The sequence below is a fragment of the Streptomyces sp. NPDC015346 genome, from assembly GCF_043078785.1.
Lineage (GTDB): Bacteria > Actinomycetota > Actinomycetes > Streptomycetales > Streptomycetaceae > Streptomyces.
In genome coordinates this window covers 907,219-928,065 of the sequence record NZ_JBIBTW010000001.1, presented here as the reverse complement: position 1 = coordinate 928,065, position 20,847 = coordinate 907,219, and the positions used below count along the sequence as shown (strand labels likewise).

The 20,847-nt window shown below is 71.7% G+C and carries 18 protein-coding genes and 1 riboswitch; of the genes, 5 read left to right on the top strand and 13 right to left on the bottom strand.

The window, feature by feature from the left end; translation table 11 throughout:
* Positions 1-25 precede the first annotated feature (25 nt).
* Positions 26-781 carry a metallophosphoesterase gene (locus tag ACF06X_RS04205; RefSeq protein WP_392285970.1) on the bottom strand — a complete coding sequence of 252 codons (756 nt, stop codon included), beginning with the start codon at positions 779-781 and terminating at the stop codon, positions 26-28.
* A gap of 268 nt (positions 782-1,049) precedes the next feature.
* Between ACF06X_RS04205 and ACF06X_RS04200 the strand changes: the two genes are divergently transcribed.
* The gene (locus ACF06X_RS04200; protein WP_392285609.1) at positions 1,050-2,846 is read left to right on the top strand and encodes an AMP-dependent synthetase/ligase; all 1,797 of its coding nucleotides are present in this window, start codon (positions 1,050-1,052) and stop codon (positions 2,844-2,846) included.
* A 449-nt stretch (positions 2,847-3,295) separates the two neighbouring features.
* Here ACF06X_RS04200 and ACF06X_RS04195 read toward each other — a convergent pair whose 3' ends face one another.
* Positions 3,296-4,438, bottom strand: a complete 1,143-nt coding sequence (locus ACF06X_RS04195; protein ID WP_392285608.1) for a glycosyltransferase family 4 protein — start codon at positions 4,436-4,438, stop codon at positions 3,296-3,298.
* 94 nt (positions 4,439-4,532) lie between these two features.
* Here ACF06X_RS04195 and ACF06X_RS04190 point away from each other — a divergent pair, with 94 nt between their 5' ends.
* Positions 4,533-5,801 carry a glycosyltransferase 87 family protein gene (locus tag ACF06X_RS04190; protein WP_392285969.1) on the top strand — a complete coding sequence of 423 codons (1,269 nt, stop codon included), beginning with the start codon at positions 4,533-4,535 and terminating at the stop codon, positions 5,799-5,801.
* Here ACF06X_RS04190 and ACF06X_RS04185 read toward each other — a convergent pair.
* Positions 5,765-7,084, bottom strand: a complete 1,320-nt coding sequence (locus tag ACF06X_RS04185; protein ID WP_392285607.1) for an MATE family efflux transporter — start codon at positions 7,082-7,084, stop codon at positions 5,765-5,767. The genes ACF06X_RS04190 and ACF06X_RS04185 overlap by 37 nt on opposite strands.
* 98 nt (positions 7,085-7,182) lie before the next feature.
* Here ACF06X_RS04185 and ACF06X_RS04180 point away from each other — a divergent pair, with 98 nt between their 5' ends.
* Positions 7,183-7,725, top strand: coding sequence for a PadR family transcriptional regulator (locus ACF06X_RS04180; protein WP_392285606.1), 543 nt, complete (start codon positions 7,183-7,185; stop codon positions 7,723-7,725).
* 19 nt (positions 7,726-7,744) lie between these two features.
* Here ACF06X_RS04180 and ACF06X_RS04175 read toward each other — a convergent pair whose 3' ends face one another.
* From ACF06X_RS04175 to ACF06X_RS04155, 5 genes are all read right to left on the bottom strand, one after another.
* Positions 7,745-8,959, bottom strand: a complete 1,215-nt coding sequence (locus ACF06X_RS04175) for a hypothetical protein (RefSeq protein ID WP_392285968.1) — start codon at positions 8,957-8,959, stop codon at positions 7,745-7,747.
* Positions 8,960-9,035: 76 nt separating this feature from the next.
* A complete protein-coding gene (locus ACF06X_RS04170) occupies positions 9,036-10,043 on the bottom strand; it encodes an NlpC/P60 family protein (protein ID WP_392285605.1) in 1,008 nt (335 codons plus the stop codon).
* Between the two features lie 216 nt (positions 10,044-10,259).
* Positions 10,260-11,291 (bottom strand): NlpC/P60 family protein, encoded by a 1,032-nt coding sequence (locus tag ACF06X_RS04165; protein ID WP_392285604.1) that lies wholly within the window; start codon positions 11,289-11,291, stop codon positions 10,260-10,262.
* Between the two features lie 256 nt (positions 11,292-11,547).
* Positions 11,548-12,912 carry an NYN domain-containing protein gene (locus ACF06X_RS04160; protein ID WP_392285603.1) on the bottom strand — a complete coding sequence of 455 codons (1,365 nt, stop codon included), beginning with the start codon at positions 12,910-12,912 and terminating at the stop codon, positions 11,548-11,550.
* Between the two features lie 34 nt (positions 12,913-12,946).
* Positions 12,947-13,189, bottom strand: coding sequence for a hypothetical protein (locus ACF06X_RS04155; protein ID WP_158986593.1), 243 nt, complete (start codon positions 13,187-13,189; stop codon positions 12,947-12,949).
* Positions 13,190-13,346: 157 nt separating this feature from the next.
* On the opposite strand from ACF06X_RS04155, the gene ACF06X_RS04150 reads away from it, so the two are divergent.
* Positions 13,347-14,081: a rhomboid family intramembrane serine protease gene (locus ACF06X_RS04150; protein WP_392285602.1), complete on the top strand. Its 735-nt coding sequence runs from the start codon at positions 13,347-13,349 to the stop codon at positions 14,079-14,081.
* Positions 14,078-14,359 (top strand): Lrp/AsnC family transcriptional regulator, encoded by a 282-nt coding sequence (locus ACF06X_RS04145; protein ID WP_158986597.1) that lies wholly within the window; start codon positions 14,078-14,080, stop codon positions 14,357-14,359. Before ACF06X_RS04150 ends, ACF06X_RS04145 begins: the two co-directional genes overlap by 4 nt.
* Positions 14,360-14,436: 77 nt before the next feature.
* Here ACF06X_RS04145 and ACF06X_RS04140 read toward each other — a convergent pair whose 3' ends face one another.
* The 5 genes from ACF06X_RS04140 to ACF06X_RS04120 form a co-directional block, all read right to left on the bottom strand.
* Positions 14,437-15,801 carry an aminotransferase class V-fold PLP-dependent enzyme gene (locus ACF06X_RS04140; RefSeq protein ID WP_392285601.1) on the bottom strand — a complete coding sequence of 455 codons (1,365 nt, stop codon included), beginning with the start codon at positions 15,799-15,801 and terminating at the stop codon, positions 14,437-14,439.
* Between the two features lie 159 nt (positions 15,802-15,960).
* A riboswitch (SAM riboswitch) is annotated at positions 15,961-16,077 on the bottom strand.
* A gap of 77 nt (positions 16,078-16,154) precedes the next feature.
* A complete protein-coding gene (gene trpD, locus ACF06X_RS04135) occupies positions 16,155-17,219 on the bottom strand; it encodes an anthranilate phosphoribosyltransferase (protein WP_392285600.1) in 1,065 nt (354 codons plus the stop codon).
* A gap of 134 nt (positions 17,220-17,353) precedes the next feature.
* Positions 17,354-18,979 (bottom strand): cytochrome bc complex cytochrome b subunit, encoded by a 1,626-nt coding sequence (locus ACF06X_RS04130; RefSeq protein ID WP_392285599.1) that lies wholly within the window; start codon positions 18,977-18,979, stop codon positions 17,354-17,356.
* Positions 18,976-20,034 (bottom strand): Rieske 2Fe-2S domain-containing protein, encoded by a 1,059-nt coding sequence (locus ACF06X_RS04125; RefSeq protein ID WP_392285598.1) that lies wholly within the window; start codon positions 20,032-20,034, stop codon positions 18,976-18,978. The genes ACF06X_RS04130 and ACF06X_RS04125 overlap by 4 nt, the downstream gene beginning before the upstream one ends.
* Positions 20,031-20,840 (bottom strand): c-type cytochrome, encoded by an 810-nt coding sequence (locus ACF06X_RS04120; protein WP_392285597.1) that lies wholly within the window; start codon positions 20,838-20,840, stop codon positions 20,031-20,033. The genes ACF06X_RS04125 and ACF06X_RS04120 overlap by 4 nt, the downstream gene beginning before the upstream one ends.
* Positions 20,841-20,847: the final 7 nt, after the last annotated feature.

The window sequence follows — 20,847 nt, the reverse complement described above, 5'->3', positions numbered from 1 at the left end:
GCCCCCGGTGGCCTCCCGGCACCCCTCACCACTCCAGCGACCAGGGTCGGCCCGTCGCCGCGAAGTGGCCCACGTTCACGCACTCCGTCGCGCCGATGCGCATCCGCCGTGCCAGGGGCTGGTGGACGTGGCCGAAGAGGGCGTACCGGGGGCGGGTGCGCCGGATCGCGTCGAGCAGGGCGCGGCTGCCGCGTTCGAAGCGCCGGGCCACCGTGTCGTAGGTCAGGTCCGGCACGTCCGGCGGGATGTGGCTGCACAGCACGTCGACCTCGCCGAGCGCCTCGACCTTCGCCGCGTACTCCTCGTCGGAGATCTCGTACGGCGTGCGCATGGGTGTGCGCAGGCCGCCGCCCACGAAGCCGAAGACGCGGCCCCCGATCTCGACCTTCTCGCCGTCGAGGACGGTGATCCCCGGGCCCGCGTACTCCGGCCAGAGCGTGGGGATGTCGACGTTCCCGTAGGTCGCGAAGGTCGGCGTCGGGAAGGCCGCGAAGAGCTCGGCGTACTGGCGGCGTACGGCGGACTCGATGGCCGTGTCCCGGTCGACCGCCAGCTCGGACCAGAGCCGTCGCCCCAGCTCGCGGGCGTCGTCGAAGCGGCGGGCGGTGCGCAGTTCGACGATCAGGTCGGCGTTCTCGACGCCGAAGAGGTCGGGGAAGATGCCGCGGCTGTGGTCGGCGTAGTCCAGGAAGAGGACCAGGTCACCGAGGCAGATGAGGGCGTCCGCACCGTGCCCCGCCTTGGCGAGAGCGCCGGTGTTGCCGTGCACGTCGCTGACCACGTTGATCCTCATACGGCTCAGCCTAGGGGGTCGGACCTGCGGTTACTTCCGAGTCTGCGAAGCTGTGGATTACTGTGCGCGAAGCACCGCCACGCACGTGTGACGCACGGAACATCTGACCAGGACCCCCTATCGGGAACCGAGTACTGGTGGGTAACGTCCGGGCAGTCCGGTCATGCTCACCCCCACTGAGCACCTGCCCGATCATGGACCGCACCGGTGCATCACACAGAGCCGTGGCGCCGGCGCCCGATGAGGAGCAGCAGTCTTGCGCGAGTTCAGCCTTCCGGCCCTGTACGAGGTCCCCACGGACGGCAATCTGACGGATCTCATCCGCCGTAACGCGTCTCAGCACCCAGATGTCGCCGTGATGGGGCGCAAGGTGGCCGGCGTCTGGACGGACGTCACCGCCCGGCAGTTCCTCGCCGAGGTCCGCGGGGTCGCGAAGGGGCTGATCGCCGCCGGAGTGGAGGCGGGTGACCGGGTGGCGCTGCTGTCCCGGACCCGTTACGAGTGGGTGCTCCTGGACTTCGCGATCTGGAGCGCGGGCGCGGTCACCGTGCCGGTGTACGAAACCAGCTCGCCGGAGCAGATCCAGTGGATCCTCGGGGACTCGGGCGCCTCGTTCGTCCTCGTCGAGTCCGCGGCCCACCAGGAGTCGGTGGAGTCGGTACGGGAGAACCTGCCGGAGCTCAAGGGCGTCTGGCAGATCGAGGGCGACGCGGTCGCTCAGCTCACCGCCGGCGGCGCGGACATCTCCGACGAGCTGCTCGACGAGCGGATGTCGACGGCGCACGCGGACGACCCGGCGACGATCGTCTACACCTCCGGCACCACGGGCCGCCCCAAGGGCTGTGTCCTGACGCACCGCGCGTTCTTCGCGGAGTGCGGCAACGTGGTGGAACGGCTCAAGCCGCTGTTCCGCACGGGCGAGTGCTCGGTCCTCCTCTTCCTGCCGGCGGCCCACGTCTTCGGGCGGCTTGTCGAGGTCGCGTCCGTGATGGCGCCGATCAAGCTGGGCTGTGTGCCGGACATCAAGAACCTCACCGACGAGCTGGCCTCGTTCCGGCCGACGCTGATCCTCGGTGTGCCGCGCGTCTTCGAGAAGGTCTACAACTCCGCCCGCGCGAAGGCGCAGGCGGACGGCAAGGGCAAGATCTTCGACAAGGCGGCGCACACGGCGATCGCGTACAGCCGGGCGATCGGCACGCCGCAGGGCCCGTCTCTGGGCCTGAGGATCAAGCACAAGGTCTTCGACAAGCTGGTCTTCTCCAAGCTGCGCGCGGTCCTCGGCGGGCGGGGCGAGTACGCGATCTCGGGCGGCGCGCCGCTGGGCGAGCGGCTCGGGCACTTCTTCCGCGGCATCGGCTTCACCGTCCTGGAGGGCTACGGCCTGACGGAGTCCTGCGCGGCGACGGCGTTCAACCCGTGGGACCGGCAGAAGATCGGCACGGTCGGGCAGCCGCTGCCGGGGTCGGTGGTGCGGATCGCCGACGACGGCGAGGTGCTGCTGCACGGCGAGCACATCTTCACCGGCTACTGGAAGAACGAGGCCGCTTCGGCGGAGGCGCTGGCCGACGGCTGGTTCCACACCGGTGACATCGGCACGCTGGACGAGGACGGCTACCTCGCGATCACCGGCCGGAAGAAGGAGATCCTGGTGACGGCCGGCGGCAAGAACGTCGCCCCGGCGGTCATCGAGGACCGGATCCGGGCGCACGCGCTGGTCGCGGAGTGCATGGTGGTGGGCGACGGCCGGCCGTTCGTCGGTGCGCTGGTGACCCTGGACGAGGAGTTCCTGGGCCGCTGGGCCGCCGAGCACGGCAAGCCGGCGGGTTCGACGGCGGCGTCGCTGCGCGAGGACGCGGAGCTGCTCGCGGAGGTGCAGCGGGCGGTGGACGACGGCAACGCGGCGGTGTCGAAGGCGGAGTCGGTACGGAAGTTCCGGATCCTGAACTCCCAGTTCACCGAGGAGGCCGGGCACATCACGCCCTCGCTGAAGCTCAAGCGCAATGTGGTGGCGAAGGACTTCGCGGACGAGATCGAGGCGATCTACCGCGCCTAGCGCGAGGGGGGGCCAGGCCCCCCTCGACCCCTCGCCGGTGAGGCCCGCGCACGCACGCACTCGCGTCCGCGGGCCTCACGGCGTGGCAGGGGGGGTACGGGCGCCTCGGCGCCCCCGTCAGGAGGCGGCCGGCGACGGCCTCCCGCCGGTCCGCGCCGCAAGGCGGCCGGGTGCGGGCTCCCGCCGGCCCGCGCCACAAGGCGGCCGGGTGCCGCTTCCCGCCGGCCCGCACCTCCGAGGCGGCCGGAGACGGACCCCGCTGGTCCTTGCCACAAAGCGGCCGGGTGCCGCTTCCCGCCGGTCCGCACCTCCGAGGCGGCCGGAGACGGACCCCGCCGGTCCGCGCCGCAAAGCGGCCGGGTGCGGGCTCCCGCCGGCCCGCACCACGAGGCGGCCCGGTGTGGCCTCCCGCCGGTCCCGCCGCAAGGGGGGCGCGCCGGGTCCGGTGGCTAGAGCAGGTCTCGCAGGCGGTCCGCGAGGAGGTCCCAGCGCCAGCGGTCTTCGACCCAGGCGCGGCCGCGTTCGCCCATGCGGCGGCGGAGGTCCGGGTCGAGGAGGAGGGTGGCGATGCGGTCCGCCGACTCCTCCGGGGACGAGCCGCGCACGACCCAGCCCGTCTCGCCGTCCAGGACCGCGTCCGGAGCGCCGCCCGAGTCGCCGGCGACGACCGGGAGACCCGTGGCCGAGGCCTCCAGGTAGACGATGCCGAGGCCCTCGACGTCGAGGCCGCCCCGGCGGGTGCGGCAGGGCATGGCGAAGACGTCGCCGGCGCCGTAGTGGGCCGGCAGCTCCTCCCACGGGACCGCGCCGGTGAAACGTACGGAACCGGCCACGCCCGTCGCCGCCGCGAGGCGCCGCAGATCCTTCTCGTAGGGGCCGCCGCCGACGATCAGGAGCACCGCGTCCGGTACACGCCGCAGGATCGCCGGCATGGCCCGGATCAGCGTGTCCTGGCCCTTGCGCGGGACGAGCCGGGAGACGCACACGACCACGGGCCGGTCGGTGAGCCCGAGCCGTTCCCGTACCGCCTCGCCGCCGGAGCCCGGGTGGAAGGTCTTCTCGTCGACGCCCGGCGGGAGCTGCTCCATGCGGGCGGCGGCCGCCGGTGTGAGCGCCGCCGCGATCCGCGAGCGCGTGTACTCGCCGAGGTACGTGAGGGTGTCCGTACCCTCGCCGATCCGCCGCAACAGCTGCCGGGAGGCGGGTAGTTGCGCCCAGCCCGCCTCGTGGCCGTGCGTGGTCGCCACCAGCCTGCGCGCCCCGGCCCGGCGCAGCGCGGGCGCCATCAGGCCCAGCGGGGCGGCCGCCCCGAACCAGACCGACTCGCAGCCGTGTTCCCGCAGCAGCCCGACCGCCCGCGCGGTGACCCGGGGAGTCGGCAGCAGCATGGTGGTGCGGTCACGCACGACCATGAAAGGCTGTTCGGCGTCGAACGCGGCGGTCGCCTCGATCCCCTCCCGGCCGCGCTTCCAGGTGGAGGCGTAGACCACGATCCGCTCGGGATCGAGGCGCAGCGCCATGTTGTGCAGGAACGCCTGGATTCCACCGGGACGTGGCGGGAAGTCGTTGGTTACGATCAGGGTCTTGTGCATCGTCGCCGAATCTACGTGACGGCACCCCCCGCCCGGCAACACCACCCTCCGCGGACGACGGACCGACGGACCGACAGAGATGGACGAGGTAGGAATGACGGGCGTACTGGGTACGGCTGCCGAGCGCGCGAGACGAAATCCGCTCCTTCTCTGGGGCCTCACCCGGATCGTGCTCCTGCTGTGCGTCTTCAAGATCGTCACCGTCCCGGGGCCCGACGTCACCAGTGACATCGAGGTGATATACCAAGGCTGGTACGAGGTCCTGAAGACGGGCACGTACCCGCTGGACGACGTGACCTGGCAGTATCCGCCGCTCGCCGCCCTCGCGATCCTCGCCCCGGCCCTGCTGCCGTTCCTCGGCTACTCCGCCGCCTTCTTCGTCCTGTCCTTCCTCTGCGACGCGCTCGTCTTCGGGCTGCTGCGGTACGCCGGGAAGCGGCCGGGCCGTTCGTCGCGCGGAGCCTGGATCTGGATCGCGGGCGTGCCGCTGCTGGGGCCGACCGCGTACGCCCGCTACGACATCATGGTCACGGCGGTCGCCGTGGCCGCCCTGCTGGCCGGTCTGAGCCGGCCGCGGGTGCTCGGCGCGCTGGCCGGGTTCGGGGCGATGCTGAAGGTCTGGCCGGTGCTGCTGCTCGTGGGTACCCGACGCGGGCGCGCCACCTTCCGCTCCTGGTCGGCGGCGGCCGGCGCGGCCGCCGGGCTGCTCCTGCTGTGCACGATCGCGGCGCCGGGGGCGCTGGCCTTCCTCGGCTTCCAGCGCGACCGGGGCACAGAGGTGGAGTCGATGGGCGCGCTGGTCTTCCACGTGGCCCGGCACTTCGGCTGGGAGGGCGAGGCGCGGATGAACTACGGCGCGATCGAGTTCCTCGGCCCGTACGTCTCCACCGTCTCCACCGCGGCGATGGCTCTGACCGTGGCCGCCTTCGGCTGGCTGCTGGTGTGGCGGATCCGGGCCCGCGCCTTCTCGACCACGACGCCGGCGGACGCGGCGTTCGTGGCGGTGCTGCTGTTCACCTCCACGAGCCGGGTGATCAGCCCCCAGTACATGATCTGGCTGGTCGGTCTGGCCGCGGTCTGTCTCGCCTACCGGGCGAGCCGGATGCGCCGGCCGGCGCACCTGGTGGTGTGGGCGACGGCGGTGACGCAGTTCGAGTTCCCGGTGTGGTTCTCGCACGTGACCGAGAGTGATCCGCTGGGCATGGCGCTGCTGTTCGTCAGGAACGGTCTGCTCGTGGCCGCCTCGCTCTCCGCCTGCCGGATCCTGTGGCGCCAGACGGTGACGGAGCCGCGCCTCGCGGCCGCCGCCGCCCCGGTGGTGCCGGTTCAGCCGGAGCGGGCGAGGAGCCTGCCGGTCGCCTGAGAGCGGGGTGTACGGCGGTGCGACAGGCCGAGAGCCGCGCACTGCCCCGCCATGGCGATCGCCATGGCCAGGCAGATGCCGGGCAGTCCGAGGCCTGAGAAGGCGTGGGCGAGCGGGAGTTGGGCCAGGACGCCGGTGACGGTGATCCTGGCGAGCCGCGGGCTGCCTCCGCTGCCCTCGAAGACCCCGGCGAGGGCGATGAATCCGGCCATCAGCACCAGATAGGGGCCGAGGCAGCGCAGATAGCGGGCTCCGGCGGCCGCCACGTCCGGGGCCGCCCCGAAGCCGCTCATGACGAGGTCGGCGGTGAGCAGCAGCAGGCCGGCCGCGGTCGTGCCGAGGACGGTCCCGAGGAGCAGCGCCTGGCGGCCGACGGCCCGCCGCTCGTCGCGACCCGCGCCGAGCAGGTGGGCGGTGTGGATGGCGGCGGCCTGGCGCACGGCGTAGAAGGCCATGGTCGCGACGTACATGGCCTTGGTGGCGATGCCGTAGGCGGCGACCTGGGTGACGCCGAGCCGGGCCACCACGGCGACGAGGGCGAGGGTCCCGGCCATCCGGACGACGAAGTCGACGGACATGGGCAGTCCGGTGGCCGCGGTGCGGCGCAGGGCGGGGAGAGTCCGCTCCGAGGGCTCGGCGGCCCGCGCGGCCCGCAGGAGCGGGTTGCGGCGCAGGGCGAGGAGTCCCGCGCCGAGTGCGACGGTCCGGCCGACGACGGTGGCGAGGGCGGCGCCCTCCACCCCGTTCGCGTGGATGAGCAGCGGGTCGAGGACCAGGATGAGGCCGTTGGCGAGGAAGGCGAGGCGCATGGGGGTGCGGGTGTCGCCCGCGCCCTTGAGGACGCCGTCGACGACGGTGGTGGCGAAGAAGACGGCCGTGCCCGGGAGCGAGATCGCGAAGTAGGCGGTGGCCAGGGCGAGGGCGGGGGTGTCGGCGGCGCCGAGGACGAGCCGGGCGAGGGGTTCGCGCAGCAGGAATCCGCCGATCGCCACGGGTGGGACGAGCAGGGCGCAGAGGGCCCGGCCGCCGCGGACGGCGGCCCGTACGGCGCCGGGGTCCTCGGCGCCCCGGGCGCGGGCCACGAGGACGGTGGTGCCGGAGGCGGCCATGAGGACGACGCCGAGGAGCAGGTTCTCGACGTTGGTGGCGACGGCGACGGCCGCGACGGCGTCGCCGCCGAGGGGTGCGACCCAGATCATGGTGATGATGCCGGCGGCGACCGAGGCGAGCAGTTCGCAGTAGACCGGGTACGCGAGCCGGATCAGTGGTCGTCGATGCGTCATGCGGCAATCCCCCCGGAGCGACGTACCTCGATTCGAGGCACCTCGAAAAGAGGTAGCATGGCGGGCGGGGTCGGCACAAGCGCGAGAGAGGGGGCCGGATGCTGGAGCTGACGATCCTCGGCTTCCTGTACGAAAGGCCGCTGCACGGTTACGACTTGAAGGACCGCATCCAAGGGCTGAGCGGCCATGTCCGCCCGGTCAGCGACGGGGCGCTCTACCCGGCGATCACCCGCATGGTGAAGGCGGGCCTCCTGGAACGCCGTACCGAACCGGGGACGAGCGCCGCGCCCCGGCGAACGCTCTCCCTCACCCCCGAAGGCCGGGCGGAACTGCTGGCCCGCCTCCGCGACCCCAAGGACGTGGAGATCACCGACGGCCAGCGCTTCTTCACCCTGCTCGCCTTCCTCGGGCTCCTCCCGGACCGCGCGGAACAGGCGGCGGTCCTGCGCCGCCGGCAGGCCTTCCTGAACACCCCGGCCAGCTTCTTCTACGAGAACGGCGCCCCGGTCCGCGCGGAGGAGGAACCAGACCTCTTCCGACGGGGCATGCTCCGGATCGCCCGGGCGACCGGCACGGCGGAGAAGCAGTGGCTGACGGAGGCCCTGCGCGAGCTGGAGGCCGCCCCCGGCGCCGACCGGTAGGCCGACGCCCCCGGCGGGTTCAGCCCAGCCGCTCCCCCAGGTAGGCGCGCCACCGCGCGGTGAAGTCCTCCGGCGTCGTGCCGAGCACCTCGTGGAGGGCCTTCTCCACCGCGCCCGCGCGGCCCGGATGGGCGCCCACCGCGCGGTAGAAGGCGATCAGTTCCGCCTCGCCCCAGCGCTCCGCGATCAGCTCGCAGGCCAGCCAGCCGCCCGCGTACGCCCGTGCCAGGGCTTCCCCGTCGCCGCCGAAGGCGAAGGTCTCGTCGTCGGGGAGGCCGGCCGGGAGATCGCCGGCGCGTACCGCGCGGCGGAGCTCCGGGGCGGCCTGGGCGGCCGTGCGGCCGCTGCCCCGGTAGGCGACCCAGTCGGCGAGGCCCTCGGAGAGCCAGACCGGGGTGGCCGGGGAGGTGTCGGCGCGGGTCGCCACATGCGTCGTCTCGTGGGTGAGGACCATCTGCCGGCCGAAGTCGCCGAGCGCCCCGTACGCCTCCGGGTTGACGATCACCCGGTCCGCCGGGGCGTCCGGCCCGCCGCGCACCTCGCCTGTCGTGACGGCGGCGATGCCCCGGTACGAGGCCGCGGGCGCCCCCAGCAGTCCGCCCATCGCGTCCAGCGAGGACGGTACGAGGACCACCACCCGGCCCGCCCACTTCCGCGGCCAGGCGGCCGAGACGGCCGGCACCGCCCGGTCGGCCGCCGCCGCGATCTCCCTGAGGCGTTCGGGCGACTGCCCGACGCCGAGCACGAGGCTGCGCTCGCCCGCTTCCGCCTCCACGTCCCCCTGCTGCCAGAGCTGCTGGGCGGCGCCCTTGCCGGGCCGGTCGGCGCTCACGTACCACCGGCCGTCCCGCTCGGTCAGGTCCAGGACGCGCTCCGTGGTGACGGGGCCGGGGTCGTAGCCCCGGATCTGGTAGCTGAGTTCGGCGCGGGCCGTCGCCCGGCCCTCGCCGGTCCGGTCGACGTCCTTGAGCCGGTAGCCCCACGCGCCGAGCGGCACCTCGGCCAGGTGCTCGAACTCCCGCAGCGCGGCGGGGGCGAGGGCGGGGTCCAGGTCCACCGCGTACGCCGCCTCGTCCCGGGCGAGGACCGCCCGCGCGTGCCGGTCGAGCAGCGTCTGGATCTGCCGGGGCGCCGGATCGGGGGGCTCGGGGGACGCGCACCCGGCAAGGGCCACCACACCGGCGAGCAGAGCGACCAGCGGTCCGGCCAGGGGACGGATCAGCGGACGGACCACTGCCCGTCGCACCGTTTCCCGCCCCTGACCTGCCACGCTCCCGATCGTACGGGGCCGGGCGCGGGCGGTCGTACGGTCAGACCCGCGTCACCGTCACGTGGGACATCATCCCGACCGGGTCGTAGCGCACCCGCGCCCCGGGGTAGGGGGCGTGGATCACCTGCCCGTTCCCGGCGTAGATCCCCACATGGCTGGCGTCGCCGCGGTACGTCACCAGGTCGCCGGGCTGCGCCTGCGAGAGCGGCACCTGGCGCCCCGCGTACCGCTGGGCGGAGGAGGTCCGCGGCAGGCTGATCCCCGCCTGTCGGTACGACCAGACCATCAGGCCCGAGCAGTCGAAGCCCGAGGGGCCCGTCGAGCCCCAGACGTAGGGCTTGCCGACGGCGCTGCGGGCGGCCATCAGCGCGGCGGCCGCCCGCGAGGAGGCGGGGCCGAGGTCCCCGAGCGGCGGCAGGTCCGCGTCGCGGCCCGAGCGGGAGGCCCGGTCGAAGCCGGCCCGCTCCTCCGCGGTCAGGGACTGCAGCAACCGCCGGGCCTCGGCCAGCTTCCCCTCGACGGTGCGCTTGTGCCGGGCGACCTGGGTGCGGCTGCGTTCCAGTTCGGCGAGGAGTTCGGCGGCCTCGGTCCGCTCCTGGTTCAACCGCCGCTGCTCCTGGCGGAGCCGGTTCAGCTCCACGCCCTGCCGGTCGGCGACCCGGTCGAGGACCGACGCCCGGTCGAGGTAGGAGTCGGGGTCGGAGGAGAGCAGCAGGGCGAGGGCGGGGTCGATGCCGCCGGAGCGGTATTGCGCCCCGGCCACCGAACCGAGCGCGCCCCGCATGCGGTTGACGCGCTCCTGGCCGCGCGCCACGCTGTCCCGCGCCCGGGAGACCGACGCGCGCAGGGTGTCCGCCCGCTCGTCGGCCTCGTTGTAGCCCTCGGTGGCCCGCTCGGCCTCCTCGAAGAGCCGGTCGACCGTGGCCCGGGTGGCCTCGGGCGTGCCGACCGGGTCGGCGCTCGCGGGGACGGCACCGAAGGCCGTGGCCGCGGTGGCCGCGGCGGCGGTCAGGACGGTGACCCTCGCGGGTCGACGGTGGGACGCCACGTATCGCGCTCCGTTCAGCTCTGTTCGACGCTCCGCGGACTGGCTCGGCGGACAGCGGCAGACAGTAGCCGGTGATCACCCTCCGTCCAACGAAGGCGCCGGGCACACAAAGTGACGCCCCGCCGGAGACCACAGGTCACCGGCGGGGCGTCACGTCAGCACAGGAGGCGACGAACCACCCGATCGGGCGTCAGGTCGCGGGAGGTGTCGAAGGCGTCAGATGCGGACACCGAACTGGAAGGTGCCCATGTAGCTCATCGACTCGTAGCGGACCGAGGCGCCCGGCTTCGGAGCGTGCAGGATGGTGCCGTTGCCCGCGTACAGGCCCACGTGCGACAGGCCGTTGAAGAAGACCAGGTCGCCCGGCTTGAGCTGGCTGCGGCCGATCTTCACGCCGTCGTTCTGCTGGGTGTAGGTGGTGCGCGAGATGCCGACGCCGGCCTGGCGGTAGGCCCACTGCGTCAGACCGGAGCAGTCGTACGAGTTGGGGCCCTCGGCGCCGGAGACGTACGGCTTGCCGATCTGGGTGGCGGCGGCGCTGAGCGCGGCGCGGCCGCGCTCCGAGGCGGGGACCTCGTTGCCGAGGTCGAGGCGGTCGCCCGCGGCCCGGCTGGCCCGCTGCGCCTCCTCCTGCTGCATCTTGGCGCGCTCGGCGGCGGTCAGGGTGTTGAGCAGCTTCTGCGCCTCGGCGAGCTTGCCCTGGAACTTCTTCTTCTTCTCGCCGAGGGTCTTGCGGACGTCCTCGAGGTCGGCGAGCTTCGTCGTCGCCTCGGCGCGCTGCTGGGCGAGGGTGCGCTGCTTCGACTGGATCGACTGGAGCACGTCGGCCTGCTTGGCGCCGAGCTGGTCGATCGCGGACGCCTTGTCGAGGTAGGTGTCCGGGTCGGAGGAGAGGAAGAGCTGGATCGCCGGGTCGATGCCACCGGAGCGGTACTGCGCGCTGGCGACCGAACCGATGTTGTCCCGCAGGGTGTTGAGCTCCTGCTGACCGCGGGCGACCTTGTCCTGAAGGGCGCCGATCTCCTTCTGCAGCTTGCCGCGCCGCTCCTCGGCCAGGTTGTACTGCTCCGTGGCCTCCTCGGCCTCGTGGTGCAGCTTGTCGACCTTCGACTTCACGTCGTCGATCTTCGGCTTGGGCGCCGCCTGGGCTCCGGTCTGGGCGGAGAGCGCGACGGCGGCTGCGGCGGTCGCGGTGAGCACGGTCACGCGGGTGCGGCTCGGCTGCTTGGGACGACGGTGGGACGCCACGAAGGCGAGCTCCTTCTTCCTCGAGCCGCCCAACCAGGGTGCGGCAGGCGGTTCCTTCGCTGTCATCCCCGATGGATGATCAACCGCGCGAAGGTTCGAGGCCTGACCCTAGTGACCATCTTGTGATCAGTTCAAATCCTCACAGGCAAAATCTCGCTCACGCGACACATTATTTGCAGACACCCCACGGGCAGTAATGGGCACTTGACGGTGTGCCCTCCAGAATTCCGGCATTGCCCCCAGGAGTTGACAGGGGTCACGATGCGCGCGAAAGCCGCTTCAGCAACAAAGCGGACGCGACCGGCCGCGCACCGGCCTTGGCGACCCCGTCGGCGACCTCGCGGTCGGTGGAGACGACCACGACCGGGCGGCCCGGCGGCTCCGCGCGCACCAGCTGGCGGATCAACTCGTCCGCGGTGACGCCGGGCTTGGAGAAGAGCACCCGCACCCCGCGCGGCGGCGCGAGCAGCACCGGGGCCGCCAGCTCCGCCCCGTCGAAGACACAGGTGATCTCGGCGCCCGAGCGGGCCGCGAGCGCGGAGAGGCCGCCGAGCAGCCGCAGCCGCTGCTTCTCCAGCGGCATGGTCGGATAGCCGGTCTTGGTGACGTTGTAGCCGTCCACGACCAGATGGGCCTGCGGCAGCGCGAGAAGCTGGTCGAGCAGGGCGGGGTCGGTCTCGGACAGCGCTCGGGCCGCGATGTCCTTCGGCGACATCCGGCCGGGCTGCACCGCGTCGACGGTGTCGGCGGGATGGACGGAGGCCGGCGGCAGGGCGAGCTCGCGCCGGAGCCCCTGCGCGGCGTCGAGGACGGTGTCCAGGAGCAGCCGTAGCCGCATGTCCTCCACCGAGCGCCCCTCACGGGCGGCCCGGCGGCTGGCCTCCAGGGCGGATTCGACCTCGCCGAGCCGGGCCTTGAGCCGCCGGCTCTCGCTCTCGGCGGCCGAGACCCGGGCGGCGCTCTCCGCCTTGACGGTGTCGATCTCGGCCTGGGCGCGGCGCAGGGCCGCCTCGCCGCGCTTCACGTCGCTCAGGGCGCTGCGCAGCTTGCGATGAAGCGATTCAGCGTCCTTGCGGGCCGCCTCCAGATCGGTGCGCAGCTGCTCGGTCTCCGCGCGGCCGCGCTCCTTGGCGGCGGCGATCTCCTCGCGCAGCCGCTCCAGCTCACGCCGTCCGGCCTCGTCGGCCCGCTCGGCGTCGGCCCGCAGGGCCTCCTCGCCGGCGGCGGCGACCAGCTTGACCCAGCCGGTGGGGCGCAGGACGTACGCGGCCGCGGCGACGTCGACGGGGTCGGCGGCGGCGGGCGGGGCGCCGGACTCGACGGCCCCGGCCAGCTCCGGCTGGGCCTCCTTGAACCGCTCGCCGATCCGCTGCCGGAAGAGCGGTTCGCTCTCCAGGGCCGCGGCCATGGCGTTGCCCGCGAACTTGGCCCGCCGGCTCGCGGTGAACCGTGCGTACTGCCGCAGGGGTGCCGGAAGCTCGGCGACGGTCAGCCCGCCGAAGGCGTCCGAGACCAGCGCGACGACCCGCCGCCGTACACCTTCCGGCAGCGGGCGGTCGAGCGCCTCGGCAGCGTCACCTGCCGCGCCGGCCGGCTCGCCACCGTGCGCGGGCTGCTCCACGATCCGTCACCCCATCGTCAGTCGCACCGCTCCCTCAGGAAGCGGTGCCCGGCCTGTCCACCAGCTCGATCTGGTCCACGGCGTTGCACCAGCGGCAGCGGACCGACTCGATGGTCTCACTGACCACCTCGCGCTCCTCCACCTTCGGGTCGCCCGCGAGGTCCAGATGGACGTACTCGACGACCTTGGAGGAGCGGGTCACATCGAACCGGGTCAGATTGCCGCAGAGCGTGCAGCGCCAGCGGGTCTCGGCGGTCGGCAGGGGAACCGTCGTCATCGGTGCCGTCCTCTTTCATCTGCGTGGTGCGGGTGCGGGTACCGCGGTGCGCCGTCGAACTGCGGAGGTACTGCTCGTAACCCTACGGCCTCGGGGGTATCCGATGTCGCGGCGAGGCACTCTGTCCAGTTCGGCACCGTTACGCCATGATCTGTCCATGATCGACTGGCGGGAGACGGCCCTGGGGGCGTGGCGCGGCGCCCGGCGCGGGCCCACGGTGACCTACGGCCTGATCGCCGTGTGCTGCCTCGTGTTCGTGCTCGGGCCGGTGTCCGGTCTCCATCCGGGATACGGGACGGGGGACGCGGCCCTCGCGGCGCAGAGCGAGTACTTCCACCGCTGGGGGGTCGTGCCGGCCGAGCTGACGACCGGCGACCCGCGCGCCCTGCTCACCCCGCTGACCGCGCTCTTCGTCCACGGCAGCTGGCTGCACCTGCTCGGCAACATGCTGTTCCTCCACGTCTTCGGGGCGATGGCGGAGGAGCGGATGGGGGCGGTCGGGTTCGCCCTCTTCTATCTGGGGTGCGGCTATCTGGCCCTGCTGGGCTACGCGGCGGTCCACGCGAGCAGCGAGCAGACGCTGGTGGGCGCCTCGGGCGCGATCTCGGGGGTCCTGGGGGCGTTCCTGTACCTCTTCCCGCGCTCACGGGTGACGAGCCTCTACCCGTTCCTCTTCTTTCTGCCGCTGCGTTTCCCGGCCTGGATCGTGCTCCTCTTCTGGTTCGCGCTGCAGTGGCTGGCGGCCCGCTCGGCGGGGCCGGGGCCGGGCGTCGCCTATCTCGCGCACGTGGTGGGCTTCGCCGTCGGCTTCCTCTACGCCTGGGGCCGGTACCACCAGGGGGATAAGGTGAAGGCCCAAGCCGCGGCGACCGAGGGAGAAAGCCAGCCGTGATCACCGCGATCGTGCTCATCAAGACCAGCGTGGACCGCATCCCCGAGATCGCGGAGTCGATCGCGGCGCTCGACAGCGTCAGCGAGGTCTTCTCGGTCACCGGTACGTACGACCTCATCGCGATGGTCCGGGTGCCCAAGCACGACGACCTGGCCGATGTGATCCCCGGCCGGATCAGCAAGATCCCCGGCGTCGAGGCGACGGACACGCACGTCGCGTTCCGTACGTACTCCCAGCACGACCTGGAGGCCGCCTTCGCCATCGGCCTGGAGTCCTAGGGGCCCCGCGGGCGAAGACGACGGCATGACGAAGGGGGCCTCCGGTCGGAGGCCCCCTTCACCCGTACGAGGGACGCTCAGCCGCGGTCGGGGACGCAGCGGCCGTCCTCGGTGCGGTACTTCCACTGCGCGCCGTCGCGGACCAGCTCCTTCACGGCCCGTACGAAACGCTCCACGTGCTCGTCCGGCGTACCGGCGCCGAAGCTCACCCGGATGGCGTTGAGCGACTTCTCGCCCGGCTCCGCCTCCGGGGCGCCGCACTCGCCGATCTGCTGCGGGTCGCTGCCGAGGAGCGTGCGGACCAGCGGGTGGGCGCAGAAGAGACCGTCCCGCACGCCGATGCCGTACTCGGCGGAGAGGGCGGCGGCGAAGTGGGAGCTGTTCCAGCCTTCCACGACGAAGGAGATGACGCCGACGCGGGGGGCCTCGTCGCCGAAGAGCGAGAGCACCCTGACCTCGGGGACCTCGGCCAGGCCCGCGCGCACGGTCGCGATCAGCTGCCGCTCGCGCGCGACGAGGGTGTCGAAGCCGGCCTCGGTGAGCGCCTTGCAGGCGGAGGCGATGGCGTAGACGCCGATGACGTTCGGGGAGCCGGCCTCGTGGCGGGCGGCGGTGGTGTGCCACTCGACGTCCACTCCCCCGTCGGCGCGGCGGGCGACCTTCTTGGAGGCGCCACCGCCGGCCAGGTACGGCTCGGCCTCCTGGAGCCAGTCGGCGCGTCCCGCGAGGACGCCCGAGCCGAACGGGGCGTACAGCTTGTGTCCGGAGAAGGCGACCCAGTCCACGTCCAACTCCCGTACAGACACGGGGTGGTGGGGGGCGAGCTGGGCGGCGTCGAGGACGATCCGGGCGCCGTGGGCGTGCGCGGCCGCGGCCAGTTCCCGCACCGGCCACAGCTCACCGGTGACGTTGGAGGCGCCGGTGACGCAGACGAGGGCGGGGCCGTGCGGGTCGCGGTCGGCCAGCGCGCGCTCCAGGGTCTCGACGGCCTGGGCGGGGGTGCGCGGGGCGTTGAGGTAGGTGACCCGCGCGTCCTGCCAGGGCAGCAGCGAGGCGTGGTGCTCGGTCTCGAAGACGAAGACCTCGCACCCCGCGGGCAGGGTGGCGGCGAGCAGGTTGAGCGAGTCGGTGGTGGAGCGGGTGAAGACGACCTGGTCCTCGGGGCGGCAGTCGAGGAACTGGGCGACGGTGACGCGGCTGTTCTCGAAGAGGTCGGTGGAGAGCTGCGAGAGGTACCCGGCGCCGCGGTGGACGCTGCCGTAGTACGGCGCGTACGCGGCGACGTCGTCCCACACCCGCTGCAGGGCCGGCGCGCTGGCGGCGTAGTCGAGCGCGGCGTAGGTGACCTCGCCACCGGTGACGAGCGGAACGGTGACATCCCGGCCGAGAACGGGCAGCGGGGAACAAACCGACTGGTCGGTGGCAGCGGTGGAGACAGACATGGCGAACTCCCGTACAAGGCAGGCGAATTCCCGCGCCGGCGGATACGCGGCAGCGCTGGGGAAGAGAAAAGGGGTGTGCGAAGAAGGGGCGAGAAGGCCCTATCGCATTCGCTTGCTCACAAGAGGCTCCCTGAGGACCAGGACCCCAAGGTTTCGAGGGGTCCGCGCTTGCCGTAGACCTCGCTGCCTACGGCCTGGTCTTCACCCGGGGCACCCCGCCACGGACGGAGGGTTGCCGGACAGCAAGCCGGGGCTTCGTAGCTGTCACTCATGACCTGGCACAGAACGTATGTCAGTTGATCGTCCCCGCGCAACCCCGTTCCGCATTCCGGAACAGGGCCGCGCGGACCTGTCTACGCGTTGCTGGCGGCGATCCAGCGCTCCAGGGCCTTGCGGGCGGCGCCCGAGTCGATCGACTCCGCCGCCTTCGCGATGCCGGCGCGCAGTTGCTCCACCAGGGTGCCCTCCCCCGGCTCGAGCGCCGTGAGCGCCGCCGCCGAGTTGAGCAGCACCGCGTCCCGTACGGGACCGGTCTCGCCGGCGAGCAGCCTGCGGGCCACATCGGCGTTGTACGAGGCGTCGGCGCCGCGCAGCGCCTCCACCGGGACGATCTCGATGCCGACGTCCCGCGGGTCGAAGGTCTCCTCCCGCACCGCCCCGTCCCGTACCACCCACACCCGCGAGGTGGCCGTGGTGGTCAGCTCGTCGAGGCCGTCGTCGCCGCGGAAGACGAGCGCGGACGAACCCCGCTCGGCGAGGACCCCGGCCATGATGGGGGCCATCCGGGCGTCGGCGACGCCGGTCGCCTGCGCCATGACGCGGGCCGGGTTGGTGAGCGGACCGAGGAAGTTGAAGGTGGTCCGGATGCCCAGTTCCTTGCGGGCGGCGGCCACATGGCGCAGCGCGGGGTGGAACTTCACCGCGAAGCAGAAGGTGATGCCGGCCTCCTCGGCGACCTCCGCCACCCGCCGGGGGGTCAGCTCCAGGTTGACGCCGAGCTTCTCCAGGACGTCGGAGGCGCCGCTCGCGCTGGACGCGGCCCGGTTGCCGTGCTTGACGACCTTGGCGCCGGTGCCGGCCACCACGATCGCCGACATGGTGGAGATGTTGACGGTCTTGGCGCCGTCGCCGCCCGTGCCGACGATGTCCACGGAGGGGCCGGGGACCTCGATGAGGTTGGCGTGCTCGTACATGGTCCGGACGAGTCCGGAGATCTCCTCGACGGTCTCGCCCTTGGCACGCAGCGCGACCGCGAAGCCGGCGATCTGGGCGTCGGTGGCCTCGCCGCGCAGGATCCGGTCCATGGCCCAGGCGGTGTCCTCGGCGCTCTGGTCGCGGCCGGTCAGCAGGCCGTCCAGGACGGCCGGCCAGGAGCGGCCCGCCGTGGTCGGTCCTCCAGCGGGGGTCACAGCGCTCATGGCAGCTCCATAGTCAATTGCGCGCGCAATGGGTTATGGCCAGCCTATCGACCTACAGGGACGGCAAAGAGCCCCGTCCATCGAATGGACGGGGCTCTCGCTGTGGCGACCTTCAGGTCGGGTGGTTCAGGTGATCAGTGGTGGCCGTGGCCGCTGGTGATCTCCTTGTACTCCTCGACGGTGGGCTTGGCGATCTGGCTTTCCTCGCCGTAGTAGCTCCGGCTGAGCTTGACCCGGAGCTTCTCCATGCGGCCGATCTTCCGCTCGACGCCGTTCTCGTCCACCGTGGGACCGAGCTCGGCCGGCTTGTGCTGCTCGTGCGCCGTGAGCTTGTAGAGCTGGCCCTGGCTGAGCGGCTCGTGGATCTCGACGAACTCACCGTGCGGCAGGCGCTTGATGATGCCGGACTCGCGTCCGTGCAGCACCTTGTCCTTGTCGCGGCGCTGGAGGCCGAGGCAGATCCGCTTGGTGATGATGAACGCGATGACCGGGCCGACGAAGAAGGCGATCCGGACGAACCACGTGATCGAGTTGATCGACAGGTGGAAGTGGGTCGCGAAGATGTCGTTGCCACCACCCACGAGCATGATCATGTAGGCGGTGATCCAGGCGACACCGAAGGCGGTGCGCGTCGGAGCGTTGCGCGGGCGCTGCGCGATGTGGTGCTCGCGCTTGTCGCCGGTGATCCACGACTCGATGAAGGGGTAGACCGCGATCGCGGCGAGCATCAGCGGGAAGATCACCAGCGGGATCATCACGCCCAGGACCAGCGTGTGGCCCCAGAGGTTGATCTCCCAGCCCGGCATCACACGGATCAGACCCTCGGCGAAGCCCATGTACCAGTCGGGCTGGGCGCCGGTGGACACCTGGTCCGGGCGGTACGGGCCGAGCGCCCAGATCGGGTTGATCGAGGCGATCGCCGAGATGACCGCGATGACACCGAAGACCAGGAAGAAGAAGCCTCCGGCCTTGGCCATGTAGACCGGCAGCAGCGGCATGCCCACGACGTTGTTGTTCGTCCGGCCGGGGCCCTCGAACTGCGTGTGCTTGTGGTAGAAGACCAGGATCAGGTGCGCCACCACGAGGCCGAGCATGATGCCGGGCAGCAGCAGCACGTGCGCCGAGTAGAACCGGGCCACGAAGTCGCCGCCGGGGAACTCCCCGCCGAACAGGAACATCGACAGGTACGTGCCGACGACCGGCACGGACAGGATCGCGCCCTGCATGAAGCGGACGCCGGTGCCGGAGAGCAGGTCGTCCGGGAGCGAGTAACCGGTGAAGCCGGTGAACATGCCCAGGAAGAACAGCAGGAAGCCGAACAGCCAGTTGATCTCACGCGGCTTGCGGAACGCGCCGGTGAAGAAGACGCGCATCATGTGCACGAACATGCCGGCGATGAAGATCAGCGCCGCCCAGTGGTGGATCTGCCGGATGAGCAGACCACCGCGCACATCGAAGGAGATGTGCATGGTCGAGTTGAACGCCTCGGACATCAGCTGGCCCTGCAGCGGGACGTAGCTGCCGTGGTACTCCACCTCGTTCATCGACGGGTGGAAGAACATCGTCAGGTACACACCCGTGAGGATGATGATGATGAAGCTGTAGAGGCAGATCTCGCCGAGCATGAAGGACCAGTGGTCCGGGAAGATCTTCCGCATGTTGGCCCGGGCCAGGGAGTAGATCCCCAGGCGGCCGTCGGCCCAGTCGGCGACCCGCTCACCGGCGGGTGCCTTCTTCTGCGTGTTGGTCACAGTGCTCATCCGCGCTCCCAGAAGGCAGGGCCGACGGGCTCGTCGAAGTCGCCGAGCGCCTCGAGGAAGCCCTTGTCGTTCACGCCGATCCGCAGCTGCGGGAGGGCGTGACCGGCCGGGCCGAAGATGACGCGGGCGCCGTCGGAGAGGTCGAAGGTGGACTGGTGGCACGGGCAGAGCACGTGGTGCGTCTGCTGCTCGTACAGGGAGATCGGGCAGCCCACGTGGGTGCAGATCTTCGAGAAGGCGACGATGCCCTCGTGCGACCACTCGAGCTCGCGCTTGTCCTTGATGTCCTCCGGCTGGATGCGGACGATCATCAGGGCGGCCTTGGCGATCTCGACCTGGAAGTTGTGGTCGTGCTCCGAGAGGCCCTCGGGCATCGCGAAGGTCAGCGAACCGACCGCGACGTCCTCGGGACGCAGCGGCTCGTGCGTGTTCATGTTGATCAGCTGCAGCCCCTTGGCCCACATCGTGGTCCGGAGCTTCTTCTCGGGCAGCGGACCCATGTCGCGCAGCAGCACCAGGCCGGAGAGCGGTACGAGGGACAGCGCGCCGAACATCGTGTTGCGGATCAGCTTGCGCCGGCCCATCCCGGACTCGGCGGCACCGGCCGCGAAGTCCGACATGACCTTCGCCTTGGTCTCCGCGGAGGCCTGGATCGGGTGACGCTCGTCCGCGATCTCGACGTCGGACATCAGGGTGCGGGCCCAGTGGACCGCGCCCGCGCCGATGAAGAAGAGCGCGGCACCGAGGGTCAGACCCAGGGCGAGGTTGAGCGCGCTCACCCGGCCGAGCGGCCAGACGTACACGATCTTGTCGACCGGGAAGATCACGTACGAGGCGATGAAGCCGACGGTGGCCAGCATCGACAGCGTGAACATGAAGGCGACCGCACGCTCGGACCGCTTGGCGGCCCGCTCGTCGATGTCCTGGATGCGCGGCTTGTGGGGCGGAAGGCCCGGGTCGGCGAACGGGTCGTCCGCGACCGCGACCTTCACCGCGCCGTGCGCGGTGTCCTGCGTGGAGGGCAGGTTCTCTTCTGGAATCTCTTGGCTACTCATGACTTCTTGGCCTTAGCGGTGTGGGCCGCGACCCAGACGGCAACTGCGATCAGCGAGCCCAGACCGAAGATCCAGCCGAACAGACCCTCGCTGACGGGGCCGAGGCCACCGAGCGAGAGGCCGCCGGGGTTGTCGGTCTTGTCGCTGTTGACGGCCTGGACGTACGCGATGATGTCCTTCTTCTCCTTCTCCGGCATCGTGGAGTCCGGGAAGGAGGGCATGTTCTGCGGGCCGGTCTGCATGGCCTCGTACAGGTGCTTCGGGCTCACGCCTTCGAGGCTCGGGGCGTACTTGCCGTGCGTCAGCGCGCCGCCCTCACCGGTGAAGTTGTGGCACTGGGCGCAGTTGTTACGGAACAGTTCGCCGCCGCGGCCGATGTTGGCGCCTTCGACGCTGTACTGGCTCGGCTTCGGCGTGGTCGGGCCGGCGCCGAGGGAGGCGACGTACGCCGCGAGCTGATCGATCTCAGCCTGCGAGTAGACGACCTTCTTCTTCGGCACCTGGGCGCCCGGCTGCTGGGCCGGCATGCGGCCCGTGCCGACCTGGAAGTCCACGGCGGCAGAGCCGACGCCGACCAGGGACGGGCCGTCAGAGGTGCCCTGACCGCCGGTTCCGTGGCAGCTGGCGCAGCCGACGGAGTACAGCTTCTGGCCCTCCTCGATGGCGAGGGACTGGGCGGTTTCATCGGCCTTCGCCGTGCCCGCGGGCGCGAACGCGGCGTACAGCCCCCCAGTGGCCGCCAGCGCGAGAAGGAGGACGACGACCGCCGCCAGCGGATGGCGTCGTCGTGCGGAGAGCTTTTTCACGGATTAC

Excerpts from the sequence above, each read along its gene's own strand:
- ACF06X_RS04195 (WP_392285608.1), bottom strand. The coding sequence starts at position 4,438 with ATGCACAAGACCCTGATCGTAACCAACGACTTCCCGCCACGTCCCGGT.
- ACF06X_RS04190 (WP_392285969.1), top strand. The coding sequence starts at position 4,533 with ATGACGGGCGTACTGGGTACGGCTGCCGAGCGCGCGAGACGAAATCCG.
- ACF06X_RS04185 (WP_392285607.1), bottom strand. The coding sequence starts at position 7,084 with ATGACGCATCGACGACCACTGATCCGGCTCGCGTACCCGGTCTACTGC.
- ACF06X_RS04180 (WP_392285606.1), top strand. The coding sequence starts at position 7,183 with ATGCTGGAGCTGACGATCCTCGGCTTCCTGTACGAAAGGCCGCTGCAC.
- ACF06X_RS04155 (WP_158986593.1), bottom strand. The coding sequence starts at position 13,189 with ATGACGACGGTTCCCCTGCCGACCGCCGAGACCCGCTGGCGCTGCACG.
- ACF06X_RS04150 (WP_392285602.1), top strand. The coding sequence starts at position 13,347 with ATGATCGACTGGCGGGAGACGGCCCTGGGGGCGTGGCGCGGCGCCCGG.
- ACF06X_RS04140 (WP_392285601.1), bottom strand. The coding sequence starts at position 15,801 with ATGTCTGTCTCCACCGCTGCCACCGACCAGTCGGTTTGTTCCCCGCTG.
- trpD (WP_392285600.1), bottom strand. The coding sequence starts at position 17,219 with ATGAGCGCTGTGACCCCCGCTGGAGGACCGACCACGGCGGGCCGCTCC.
- ACF06X_RS04130 (WP_392285599.1), bottom strand. The coding sequence starts at position 18,979 with ATGAGCACTGTGACCAACACGCAGAAGAAGGCACCCGCCGGTGAGCGG.
- ACF06X_RS04125 (WP_392285598.1), bottom strand. The coding sequence starts at position 20,034 with ATGAGTAGCCAAGAGATTCCAGAAGAGAACCTGCCCTCCACGCAGGAC.